This window comes from Pseudomonas sp. H1_D04 (genome assembly GCF_054683855.1).
In genome coordinates this window covers 3047040-3059975 of sequence record NZ_CP162826.1, presented here as the reverse complement: position 1 = coordinate 3059975, position 12936 = coordinate 3047040, and the positions used below count along the sequence as shown (strand labels likewise).

6 protein-coding genes, 1 other RNA gene and 2 pseudogenes are annotated in these 12936 nt (G+C 57.2%); all 9 read left to right on the top strand.

Annotated features, from left to right (window positions below; translation table 11 throughout):
- The first annotated feature begins 75 nt into the window (after nt 1-75).
- The 9 genes and pseudogenes from AB4N82_RS14140 (at nt 76) to AB4N82_RS14100 (ending at nt 12917) form a co-directional block, all read left to right on the top strand.
- Nucleotides 76-1770, top strand: a complete 1695-nt coding sequence (locus AB4N82_RS14140) for a lactate permease LctP family transporter (RefSeq protein ID WP_032884701.1) — start codon at nt 76-78, stop codon at nt 1768-1770.
- 106 nt (nt 1771-1876) lie between these two features.
- Entirely contained in the window at nt 1877-4687 is a 2811-nt protein-coding gene (locus tag AB4N82_RS14135; protein ID WP_095186250.1) for an FAD-binding and (Fe-S)-binding domain-containing protein, read from the top strand.
- 136 nt (nt 4688-4823) lie between these two features.
- Nucleotides 4824-5105 (top strand): hypothetical protein, encoded by a 282-nt coding sequence (locus tag AB4N82_RS14130; protein WP_032884699.1) that lies wholly within the window; start codon nt 4824-4826, stop codon nt 5103-5105.
- Nucleotides 5106-5199: 94 nt separating this feature from the next.
- Nucleotides 5200-5596: a transfer-messenger RNA gene (ssrA, locus tag AB4N82_RS14125) on the top strand.
- A 1318-nt stretch (nt 5597-6914) separates the two neighbouring features.
- Complete coding sequence (locus AB4N82_RS14120; RefSeq protein ID WP_032884688.1) at nt 6915-7847, top strand: chemotaxis protein CheV; 933 nt, start codon at nt 6915-6917, stop codon at nt 7845-7847.
- A gap of 75 nt (nt 7848-7922) precedes the next feature.
- The gene (locus AB4N82_RS14115; RefSeq protein WP_122765308.1) at nt 7923-9038 is read left to right on the top strand and encodes an HD-GYP domain-containing protein; all 1116 of its coding nucleotides are present in this window, start codon (nt 7923-7925) and stop codon (nt 9036-9038) included.
- Between the two features lie 132 nt (nt 9039-9170).
- Nucleotides 9171-10433, top strand: a pseudogene (locus tag AB4N82_RS14110) (PDC sensor domain-containing protein); the annotation flags it as partial.
- Nucleotides 10428-11333, top strand: coding sequence for a methyl-accepting chemotaxis protein (locus AB4N82_RS14105; protein WP_371260674.1), 906 nt, complete (start codon nt 10428-10430; stop codon nt 11331-11333). The pseudogene AB4N82_RS14110 and the gene AB4N82_RS14105, both read left to right, overlap by 6 nt.
- A gap of 149 nt (nt 11334-11482) precedes the next feature.
- Nucleotides 11483-12917: pseudogene (locus tag AB4N82_RS14100) on the top strand (ArnT family glycosyltransferase).
- Nucleotides 12918-12936: the final 19 nt, after the last annotated feature.

Here is a 12936-nt window from a genome sequence, read left to right as displayed (position 1 = left end):
ATTGTAAATTGGTAATACCAATTATCCAGATCGACTAAAAAGTGCCTGACCAACAACAATTAGGGGCCACCCCATATGCAAACCTGGCAACAGCTTTACAGCCCGCTCGGCAGCCTCGGCCTGTCCGCATTGGCCGCCGTTATTCCGATCGTATTTTTCTTCCTGGCCCTGGCCGTGTTTCGCCTCAAAGGCCACGTGGCCGGCAGCATCACGTTGGCGCTGTCGATACTGGTGGCAATCTTTGCCTTCCAGATGCCAGTAGATATGGCGCTGGCCGCTGCTGGCTACGGCTTCGCCTACGGTCTTTGGCCTATTGCCTGGATCATTGTCGCGGCGGTGTTTCTCTACAAACTAACGGTCAAGAGTGGCCAGTTCGAGATCATCCGCAGCTCGGTGCTGTCGATCACCGATGACCAACGCTTACAGGTGCTGCTGATCGGTTTCTGCTTTGGCGCCTTCCTGGAGGGCGCTGCCGGTTTCGGTGCCCCCGTGGCAATTACCGCCGCATTGCTGGTAGGCCTGGGGTTCAACCCGCTGTACGCAGCCGGCTTGTGCCTGATTGCCAACACCGCGCCCGTTGCCTTTGGCGCCCTGGGGATTCCGATCATCGTTGCCGGGCAAGTGACCGGTATCGATGCCTTCAAGATCGGCGCCATGACCGGACGCCAGTTGCCCTTGTTGTCGCTGTTCGTGCCGTTTTGGCTGGTATTTATGATGGATGGCCTGCGCGGTGTGCGCGAAACCTGGCCGGCTGCGCTGGTCGCTGGCTTGAGCTTTGCCATCACTCAATACTTCACGTCCAACTTCATCGGCCCGGAACTGCCGGACATCACCTCGGCTTTGGCCAGCCTGATTTCCCTGACCCTGTTCCTGAAAGTCTGGCAGCCCAAGCGCACCGCAGGCGCGCAGATTGCGGGCGCAACCTCCGGCGTAGCCATTACCGCCAGCGTTGGCGGCTTCGGCTTGCCACGCAGCACCGTCGCCTCGCCTTATAGCCTGGGGCAGATCTTCAAGGCTTGGTCGCCATTCCTGATCCTCACCGTGCTGGTCACTATCTGGACGCTCAAACCGTTCAAGGCGATGTTCGCCGCCGGCGGCTCTATGTACAGCTGGGTGTTCAACTTCGCGATCCCGCACCTGGACCAACTGGTGGTCAAGGTCGCACCCATCGTGACCAACCCGACTGCCATTCCAGCGGTATTCAAGCTGGACCCAATTTCAGCCACTGGTACCGCGATTTTCTTCTCCGCACTGATTTCGATGCTCGTACTGAAGATCAACATCAAGATTGGTCTTACCACTTTAAAAGAGACATTCTACGAACTGCGCTGGCCAATCTTGTCGATCGGCATGGTGTTGGCATTTGCCTTCGTCACCAACTACTCCGGTATGTCGTCGACCATGGCGCTGGTATTGGCTGGTACCGGTGCAGCCTTCCCGTTCTTCTCACCGTTCCTTGGCTGGCTGGGCGTTTTCCTGACGGGCTCCGACACTTCGTCCAACGCCCTGTTCAGTTCGCTGCAAGCCACTACAGCGCACCAGATCGGCGTCAACGACACCCTCTTGGTAGCAGCGAACACCAGCGGCGGCGTCACCGGCAAAATGATCTCGCCGCAATCGATCGCAGTGGCCTGCGCCGCAACCGGCCTGGTGGGCAAGGAATCCGATCTGTTCCGCTTCACCCTCAAGCACAGCCTGTTCTTCGCCACAATCGTCGGGCTGATCACGCTGGCTCAGGCCTACTGGTTTACCGGCATGCTGGTGCACTAAAGCCACAAGCAATAGGGTAATAGCCGACGCCGGGCGGTAACCTCGGCGTCGGCATTGCGCATTCGTGTCAATACGGCGCCCTGGGGGTGCTGATCCTGGAGGCCCCATGAGTCTGCCTGCCGCTTTCTTAGCTGACGTCGCACAGCTGATCCCAAAAGATCGGCGTTTCGACGATCCACTTTCCACCCTCGCATTCGGCACCGACGCCAGTTTTTACAGATTGGTCCCACAACTAGTGATCCGCGTGGAGTCGGAAGGTGAAGTGGTAGCTCTGCTGCAACTGGCCCAGCGTGAGCGCGTGCCGGTGACCTTCCGCGCGGCCGGCACCAGTTTGTCCGGTCAAGCGATCAGCGACTCCGTACTGATCGTGCTGGGAGACAATTGGAACGGCCGCGAGATTCGCGGGCACGGGACTCAGATCCGCCTGCAACCCGGCGTAATCGGTGCCCAGGCCAACGCCTGGCTGGCGCCGTTCGGGCGCAAGATCGGCCCGGATCCCGCATCGATCAATGCCTGCAAGATCGGCGGAATCGTCGCCAACAATGCCAGCGGCATGTGCTGCGGCACCGCGCAAAATACCTATCACACCTTGGCTGGCATTCGTCTGGTGCTGGCCGACGGCAGTTGCCTGGACACCGAAGATGCGGCCAGCGTCAGCGCCTTTCGTGAGCGGCACGGCGCGCTGCTTGAACGCCTGGCGACACTGGGTCGCGAGACGCGGGCAAACGCCGAACTCGCCGCGAAAATCCGCCACAAATATCGTCTGAAAAACACCACAGGACTGTCACTCAATGCCCTGGTGGATTTCGATGAACCACTGGATATTCTTAGCCATCTGCTGGTCGGCTCCGAGGGGACGCTGGGCTTTATAAGCGCAGTGACCTACGACACCGTGATCGATCATCCCAACAAAGCCTCGGCATTGATTGTGTTCCCCAATGTGGAGACGTGCTGCAACGCAGTAACCGTGTTGAAAACCCAGCCGGTCTCAGCCGTAGAGCTGCTGGATCGACGTAGCATGCGTTCGGTCCAGAACAAACCCGGCATGCCCGCCTTCGTACAACACCTGTCGGAAAATGCCTGCGCGCTGCTCATCGAATCCCGCGCGGCATCACCTTCTTTGCTGCATGAGCAAATGGCGCTGATCATGGCGTCCCTGGCCGTTTTCCCCGTCGAGAAACAGGTCGATTTCACCGAAGACCCTGTAGAAAACGCCCGACTCTGGGCGATTCGCAAGGACACCTTTCCTGCCGTCGGCGCTGTGCGCAAAACCGGCACCACGGTGATCATCGAAGACGTAACCTTTCCCGTCGAGCAACTCGCCATCGGCGTAAACCGTCTGATCGAACTGTTCGACAAACATCACTACGACGAAGCCATCCTTTTCGGACACGCCCTGGAAGGCAATCTGCACTTTGTGTTCACCCAAGGCTTCAACAGCGCCGAAGAAGTCACACGCTACCAAGCGTTCATGGATGACGTAGCGCAACTGGTGGCCGTCGAGTTCGGCGGCTCACTGAAAGCCGAGCACGGTACCGGACGCAATATGGCGCCATTCGTCGAGTTGGAATGGGGCAGCGATGCCTACCAACTGATGTGGCAGCTCAAGCGCCTCCTCGACCCCAACGGCATTCTCAACCCCGACGTAGTGCTCAGCAACGACCCGCAGATTCACCTCAAGCACCTCAAACCACTGCCTGCAGCCGACGAGCTTGTGGATAAGTGCATCGAGTGCGGCTTCTGCGAGCCTGTGTGCCCCTCAAAAGGCCTGACGTTGAGCCCACGCCAGCGCATCGTGATCTGGCGCGACATTCAGGCGAAGAAACGCGCCGGCGTCGACACCACCGAACTGGAAGCCGCCTACCACTACCAAGGCATCGACACCTGCGCAGCCACCGGGCTATGCGCCCAGCGCTGCCCTGTGGGAATCAATACCGGCGACTTGGTGAAAAAGCTGCGCAGTCGTGACGCCGACCGTACGAAAACAGCCGAATGGCTCGCCACCCATTTCGCCACCGCACTGCAAGGTGCGCGCTTTACCCTGCATGTCGCCAATGGTGCTCGCATGCTGCTCGGCGCTCCTCGCCTGGCGAAGCTGTCTGCCACCGTGACCAAGCTGTCCAAGGGACAAATTCCGCAGTGGAGCAGCGCTATGCCACAGCCGGAAAAGGCGATTCGTTTCAGCCCGGCTGTGACGGATGAGCGGCCTCGAGTGGTCTACCTGGCGGCGTGCGTCTCACGCGCCATGGGCCCGGCGTCCGGCGATAAAGAGCAGATGTCGCTGTACGACAAAACCCGGGGCCTGCTGGAAAAGGCTGGCTACCAGGTCGTCTTTCCCGACAACCAAGACAGCCTGTGCTGCGGCCAGCCGTTCGCGTCCAAAGGCTATGCCGAACAGGCAGAGCACAAGCGCCAGGAGTTGATCGGCGCCCTGCTCCACGCCAGCCGCGGCGGCCTCGATCCGATCTATTGCGACACCAGCCCGTGCACACTTCGTTTGGTGCAAGACCTGGGCGAAACCCGCCTGGACCTCTACGACCCAGTACGCTTTATCCGCACGCACCTGATGGACCGCCTTGATTTCATGCCGCAGGAAGCACCGATCGCCGTACACGTCACCTGCAGTACCCAACACCTGGGAGAAAGCCAGGCGCTGATCGACCTAGCCCGTCGCTGCGCCAAAACCGTCGTGATTCCAGAAGGCATCCACTGCTGCGGGTTTGCCGGCGACAAAGGCTTCACCACGCCAGAACTCAATGCCCACTCACTGCGCACCCTCAAGGATGCCGTGCAATATTGCAGCGAAGGCATCTCCACCAGCCGCACCTGCGAAATCGGCTTGAGCCAGCATGGCGGCATTGATTATCACGGGCTGGTGTACCTCGTGGACCGCGTCACCCAGGCCCGCGCCCAATAATCCTGCAAAAAAAACAGAACCCCTGCACGCCAGCGTAGTCACTTGAATAGGCCTCGACGAACGAGGCCAATCAGTGATGTCGCTGGCAGCGCTTGAAGGCCAGCAGCGTCGAGCCCTTTGCGCAAGGAGATACCCTATGAAGCGTTCCGCTCTTGCTGGCTTGTTCGTTACCGCTGCGATGCTGGCGTCCCCGGTCTTCGCGGCCGACAGTGAAAAAGACCTGTGCCAGATCAATATAGACAAAATTAACAACGCCAAAGCGACACTCGCCACCGACACCACCGGCAAGAGTGGGGAAATAGATACGGTTGTCTCCCAAGCCAAGGCATTTCACGCGTCTGGCGATGATAAGCAGTGCATCGAAGTCACCAACAAAACCCTGCAAGACCTGCAAAACAGCAACAAAGGCGGCAAGTAAGCAGTAAGGCCAACCTTCGGGTTGGCCTTCGGTGACCGTATGGCGTACACTGCACAGGCTTGTCACTCACTATGAAACAACGAGTTACAAGCACGGGGCCGTTTAGGATTCGACGCCGGTCGCGAAACTTTAGGTGCATGCCGAGTTGGTAACAGAACTCGTAAATCCACTGTTGCAACTACTTATAGTTGCCAATGACGAAAACTACGGCCAGGAATTCGCTATCGCTGCGTAAGCAGCCTTAGACCTGAGCTTCTGGTACCTTCGGGTCCAGCAATCACCAGGGGATGTCTGTAAACCCAAAGTGATTGTCATATAGAACAGAATCGCCGTGCAGTACGTTGTGGACGAAGCGGCTAAAACTTACACAACTCGCCCAAAGCACCCTGCCAGTCGGGTCGCTGAGGGTTAACTTAATAGACACGGCTAAGCATGTAGTACCGACAGCGGAGTACTGGCGGACGGGGGTTCAAATCCCCCCGGCTCCACCACTTCAACATCTAAAGACGTCCACGGACGTCTTTTTTTGTGCCTGAAATCCACTGAGTTCAAGCATTACAGCACTTGCGACACCCACCCAATACCCACTCCGCAAGCTGCAGCGTTCAATTTCCCACAGATCATTCGATCCATACGGGTACCGGTGAACACAGCTACGCCTTTCCCCCGTTAACCCTCCACAACAATTCCACAAACCCGTAGATCTTTTACGCCTATCAGACGGTGCCATACCCGCCCCAAAGCAACGTTCTCTCTGAACTGGCTCTTTGGCCCATACAAAACGGTGCCAGCCCCCCAAATCACCTTCGATTGGACCCGTGAATATGATTTCGTATGAAGCACCAACGGTGACGTGGTCCCGGCGTTGTGGCTCGAAGCCTCGGAAGACATTCCCGGCGACCTGACGGATAAGAACGTCAGTCAACATGCCGTCGTTTTGTACCCCCGAGTAAATAGAAAGCGACCGGTTCGCTCATCATCCATACCGTACCGGACAAACGCCTTGCAGTTGGTATGAGAGTGAGGGCTGCGCGGCCTTCTTAATGGATCCCGGTCTAAATCTCACCCGTCGGTTGCCTCCGACTCCGACTTATTGAATCGCGGCCGTTTCGGACATAGGCGGACGAACCATCCGTGACGTCGCTTCCGTCAACCCGAGCCAACAAGTGATGCCCCCTGACAATATTTACGCGCTGCCTATGCACTGGGGCCGAGTCACCACCGGGTGACTGTCTAAGGGAAGAAAGGGCTGGCCGGTAGACCTTTCCACGCAATGGAGGTGTTGGAAAATACGCCTTGTGGCCGCTGTGCGTGGGGCATTTTCGGATTCGCCGGACTCGTTGATTATTGGTCTGGTAACCCGCGTACGGTCGCCACTCCTTTCGTTTAGGAGCGTTGCATGGCGACTCCATCAATCAAGGAGGTTGCGCCATGAAAAAATCCCCCCCATCCCCTTAATCCCCATTCCCCCCTCCCCTCACTAAACACCATGACCACCAGCCAGCCCTTCGAACTCGACAGTACTCACCGCCACACGCCGCTAGCCGAAAGCTGGACGTGGAACGCATAAGGCGCCGTAACTTTGCTGAATCCTGGTTTCCAATCTTAATCATTCTCAACACTCAAACTAGCAAGTTAGCCAACTAACTAATTTCAAACATCCACTTGAATAGTTCATCATCCGATTGGCTATCGCTTTAGCGATTAACCTAAAAAGTATTTCGCTTTCACATATATTTTACATTCCCCTACATATGATAATGTCATTACGACATCAACGCTGTTCCAACCAGAATCAAAGGGGTGTGTATGGCAGGTGTAATGGCATCCGTTAACAGCCGTACACAACTGGTCGGTCAGAACAGACTGGAATTATTGCTATTCCGCTTTAACGACCAACAGCTGTATGGCATTAACGTCTTTAAAGTCAGAGAAGTTATTCGCTGCCCCAAGCTATCTCTACTACCAAAGTCTAATAACAACATTTGTGGCGTTGCGAATATCCGTGGTGCTTGCATCCCCATTCTAGACCTTGCAATGGCTACCGGGCTGCCCGGCATCACAGATAAAGAAAGCGCTTTTATCATACTTACGGAGTACAACAACCGAGTTCAAGGTTTCTTGGTGTATGCAGTTGAACACATCGTTAACTTGAACTGGGAAGACATTCATCCGCCTCCCAAGGGCAGCGGTGACAACAATTACCTGACGGCGGTTACCCGTACCGATGATCGTCTGGTTGAAATCATCGATGTAGAAAAGGTGCTGACGGAAATCTCGCCCTCGTCCGAGGAAATTTCCATCGGCGTGGTGGATGACGCGGTCAATCAACAGGCTCGACACCTGCGAGTGCTGACCGTGGATGACTCGATGGTTGCGCGTAAACAGGTGACCCGCTGCCTGGAAACAGTGGGTGTCGAGGTCGTCGCCTTGAACGATGGTCGCCAGGCGCTGGATTACCTTCGGGCCATGCTTGACGAGGGGCGCAACCCGGATGAGGAGTTTCTGATGATGATTTCAGATATCGAAATGCCGGAAATGGACGGTTATACGCTGACCGCCGAAATCCGCAGCGACCCACGCATGGCCAAGTTGCATATCGTGCTGCACACGTCCCTATCGGGCGGTTTCAACCAGGCCATGGTCAAGAAAGTCGGGGCCGATGACTTCCTCGCGAAGTTTCGCCCGGATGACCTGGCAGGTCGCGTAGTCGCACGAATCAAGGCCGTGAGTCCTACCTGAAAGGCAAAACGACACTGCTCAAGCCAAGGAGGCTGATGAACAACGTATAAAAAGACCATCAACAGAGGGCATACCATGTTGAAGTGCAATGAACTCGATCTTCAGGCGCCTGATGGCGAGGCAAAGCCATTCTGGCGGGGCGGTGAGCCGTCGCAGGCGCCGTGCGCCTTGGGCTGCGGCGCTCAACCGGCCGCTACGGCCCAAGCGGCTGCGCCAGCCGTCCCAGCCATCCCCACATCCATGCAAAACGAATTAGTCGCCGCACAGGAAATCTGTAGTCGCGCTAAAACCGCCGTTGTCGAGATGTTCGGCCATGCCCGCATGGGCCGGGCACTGGAGCTTAAGCACATCAGTGCATTGGTGGACGACATTTCGAGTTCTATCGCCCGCCACCCTAATGCCTTTATCAGCCTGGCACGCCTGAAAAGCATCGACGACTACACCTACATGCATTCAGTCGCCGTGTGTGCGTTGATGATTGCCCTCGGCAATCAATTGGGCCTCTCTACCGCACTGATTCGTCGCGTCGGCATGGCCGGGCTGTTGCACGACATCGGCAAAATGGCCATACCGGGCGCCATTCTCAACAAGCCTGGCCGGTTGAGCACTGACGAATTGCAGTTGGTGCGTACCCATCCACTGGAAGGGGAAAAAACCCTGCAAGCGACCTCGCAGATGTGCGAAATGGTCGTGGATGTGTGCCTGCATCACCACGAAAAAGTCGACGGCACCGGCTACCCCCATCAGTTGGTAAGGGACCAGATCAGTCTGGTGGCTCGGATGGCTGCGGTGTGCGATGTCTACGACGCAATCACCTCGGACCGCTCCTACAACCAGGGCTGGGACCCCGCCGTCGCCATCCAGCAAATGTCCACATGGGAAGGGCATTTTGATGACGAGGTATTCCGCGCGTTTCTAAAGTCCGTGGGTATTTACCCGGTCGGTTCTATCGTTCAATTGAAAAGTGGCAGTATCGGTGTAGTGATAGAACAACATCCCGAGTCGTTACTGACACCAAAAATCAAAGTGTTCTTTCTGCCCGTTCTAAATATTTATGTAACGCCGAAAATAATAGACCTGAGTGATCCCGAACAACCCGACCGAATTGTCGCGCGGGTACCGCCCCAGCGTTACGGTTTTAAAAACACCGAACGCTTATGGCTCGACGAAGAGATGCCCAAAGAGCATTAAGTAACTCCAAGCGCTGTACAGCATGTCCATGCCTAAGCAGCCAATGATAAAACACCGTGCCTTGTGCAAAAGAAGTACCGAAATGTCGACATTCGATGATGTTGACGACTATTAGCATGGGCAGGAAATATCATGAAATTCAACTCATTGCAGACTCGAATTTGCTTCACCGCCGGACTCTGCCTGTTTATCTCGTGTGCGAGCCTGGTCTCATATGGCCTTTATTCTTCAAGCGCCAATCAAGCGTATGTCGGCACTGAAGTTTCAACCCTGATTGAAAGCGCCACTATCCGCGAAGTGCAAAACCTAGCTGAGTCGCGTGCCAATGCCATCCAGGCAAAACTGCAGAACGCCTTGGATTCGGCACGCACAATGGCCAATACGCTGGGAGCGAGTAAAAGTGCGCAGAGCCCACTGACCCTCAGTCGTGAGCAGATCAATACGATGCTGCTCAGCGTGCTCAAGGACAACCCCGACTTCAACGGCACGTATTCATGCTGGGAACCGGATGCGCTGGACGGCCAGGACCAAGCCTTTCGTATCAATGAGGGCGGTAACAACCCGTTGACCGGTCGCTTCACCCCCTACTGGACACGCAGTTCAGATGGCCATATCGCCGTGCAACCGCTGGTTGAGTACGACTCCGATGCCCGCCACCCCAATGGCGTGTTGAAGGGCGGCTGGTACTCAGGCCCACGGGACACCCAGAAAGAAAGCGTGCTGGACCCACTTCCCTACGTGGTGCAAGGCAAAAATGTGTGGCTGACCACGCTATCGGTACCTATCACTGCCAATGGCAAGTTCTACGGCGTGGTCGGGGCTGACTTCGATATCTCGTTTATCCAGAAACTGAGCGAGCAAATGTCCGCAGACCTGTATGGCGGCAAAGGCTCCGTGTCGATCCTGAGCAATCAAGGGCTCGTGGTGGCTGACAGTAAACGCCCGGAATTCATTGGCCAGTCACTGAAAGGCTTGTTGCCAGGCACTTGGGAAAAGGTGTTGGCGAATGTGCAAAAAGGCCAGGGAGACAGCCGGCTCAATCAGGACTCCCAGGAAATCGAAGTACAGATGCCGATCAATCTGGGGCGCACCGGCAAGCCGTGGGCGATTTTGATCCATCTGCCCAAGGCGGTGGTCATGAGCCAGGCCTTGGCCCTGGAGCAGGAACTGCAGTCACGCGGCCTCAAGAGCAGCATCTGGCAGGTCTCGGTCGGCGTAGGTGTCTCCTTGCTGGCATTGCTGGCGCTGTGGTTTGCCACAGCGAAAATCGTCGGCCCGATTCGTGAAGCTGCCGCTCTGGCCGCGAATATCAGCCTGGGTGACTTCTCTCGCCGGCTGGTGCAGAAATCTGATGACGAAGTCGGCCAATTGTCCTTTGCCTTGAACGATATGTCGGAAAGCCTGCAACGCCAGGTGCGTGTGGCCGAGCGTATTTCCGAAGGGGACCTGGATTTGGAAGTACGCCTGTCCTCCCCCAACGACACCCTCGGCAAATCGTTGGAAAAAATGGTCGGTAACCTGAACACCCTCATTTCCCAAGTGCAGGCCAGCGCCACGCAAATCACCGGCAGTTCCGCGCAGGTCACCGAGTTGAGCCAGTCGCTTTCCGACGGCGCGTCCAATTCTGCATCGTCCATCACCGAAATCAGTGCCGTGATGACCCAGATGGCAGCGCAGACTACCGACAACGCCGCCAATGCGAAGAAGGCAGACGAGCAATCCCAAGCCTCGCGCGCCGACGCCGGGGAAAGTGACAAGTTGATGAGTGAATTGATCGCGGCCATGGCGGAAATCGACAATTCGGGCAAAGACATCACCGCGATTATCACCACCATCGACAACATCGCCGCTCAAACCAACCTGCTGGCATTGAACGCGGCTATCGAGGCCGCACGTGCCGGCGAACTGGGGCGTGGTTTTGCGGTGGTCGCCGACGAAGTCAGGAGCCTCGCCGCCCGCAGCGCCGAAGCCGCCCAGCAAACCGCCGCGTTGATTGCCGACTCCTCGACCAAAACGCAACGCGGCATGATCATCGCCGGCCGCACCGCCGACTCGTTGAGAAATATCGTCACCGGCACCAGCACGGTTTCCAGCCTAGTGTCGTTGATCTACCAAGCCTCCAGCGAACAGGCTTCCGGCCTGCAACAGGCGAGCATCGGCCTGGAGCAGATCGACGAAGTCACTCAGCAGAATCAGGCAAACTCCCAGCAATGTGCAGTGGCAGCCAAGAACCTGTCGGAACGGGCCAACTCCATGCAACAGGGCCTGAGCCGCTTCAAAGTCAAAGCCTCGTAATGCCTCACGCGAAGCCAGGGGGTCGTCAACCTCCTGGCCCAGCGACATAACCCACGCCCATTCATGAAATATTAAGAATCACCTCCCTATACTCATCGATTGTGAGCCGTTCCCTCAAACGATCCCCCTTCTCTCGGTAGCCAGACTCCATGACGCGTCCCGCTCCTCTGCTGCTCCTGCTTGCAGGTCTGCTGTTCTTCTTGGCCCTGGGTAACCATGAACTGCAAGGCTCCACCGAGGCCCGTGTATCGGGCATTGCCATGGCCATGCACTTGGACAATGACTGGGTCGTACCGCAACTGTTTCGTGAGCCCTTCCTGGAAAAGCCGCCCCTGAGTCTGTGGCTGGACGCCGGAGCGATTCGCCTGTTTGGCGGCACACCTGGGGCGGTACGGCTGGCTTCGGCATTTGCCGGTCTGTTCAGCGTGATGCTGCTCTATGGAATGCTGCGCAGGTTCGGACGCCCAAAGACACTGGCGTTTTGCGCAGCGCTGATCCTCGCGACCATGGCCAGTTACTGGGGCAATGTGCGCGGCGTGGGTGAAGATTCACTGCTCAGCCTGGGCGTGACCACCGCGCTGCTGGCGTTCTACCAAGCCGTGCGACCCGGACGTGAGGCTTCCAGCGCGTGGGCATGGATGCTGTTTACCGCCGGCATGGTGATCGCCACCCTGAGCAAAGGCGTGCTGGGCCTCGCGTTGCCGGGCATCGTGATCTTTGTGTACCTGACCAGCATCAGCCTGATGGACAAGCGCCTGCGTATCGGCGAGTGGCTCAAACCGGGCGTGTTCACCGTGCTGGCGTTGGTGCCGTTAATGATCTGGCTGGGCTTCCTGTTCCAGCGCGGCGGGATGCAGGCCGTGGGCGAAGTGCTGTGGACCAACAGCGTCGGGCGGTTCAGCGGGTCGTTCGTCGAGGCTGGGCATTACGAGCCGTTTTACTACTACTTCGCGAAGCTGCCGCAAGCGTTCCTGCCCTGGAATATCCTCGTGTACCTGGGCCTGTGGCACTTTCGAAAAAAGCCTGTTGCGCGATCGCTACCGCCTGTTTTTCAGTGTCTGGCTGGTGGCGCAGTTCACTCTGCTGACTCTGGCGTCCAGCAAGCGCACCGTTTACCTGATGGCACTCACGCCAGCCGCCGCCGTGCTCGCAGCAGAATATGCAGGTGTGCTGTTGGAATGGCTCAAGGTGCGCAAGCCGGCGCTGTACCGCTACCACCGGGGGGTGATCATCGGCGTGTTCAGCCTGGCAATGGTCAGCTACCTGACGGCTGCGTTCTGGTTCGCACCCAAAGCAGACAAGCGCGAGTCTTTCGTACCCGTGATCAGTCAGGCCAGGGCGTTTCAAACTGAAGGTAAGAACGTGGTGATGTTCCAGCCCAATGAGCGCATCGCCGGGGCGAGCGTGTTCTATCTGCAGGCCTACTTGCCGATCCTGCAGACCGAAGCTGAATTACACAGTTTTCTCACGGCCAAGCCCGGCAACGTTGCATTGCTGGACAACACCCGCCAACTGAGCGGGAAGATCACCGTGATCAAGGAGATGAAGATTGGTCGCCAGCCTTACTACTTCATCGAGCAGTAAGGCCAGCGCACCCAGGGCA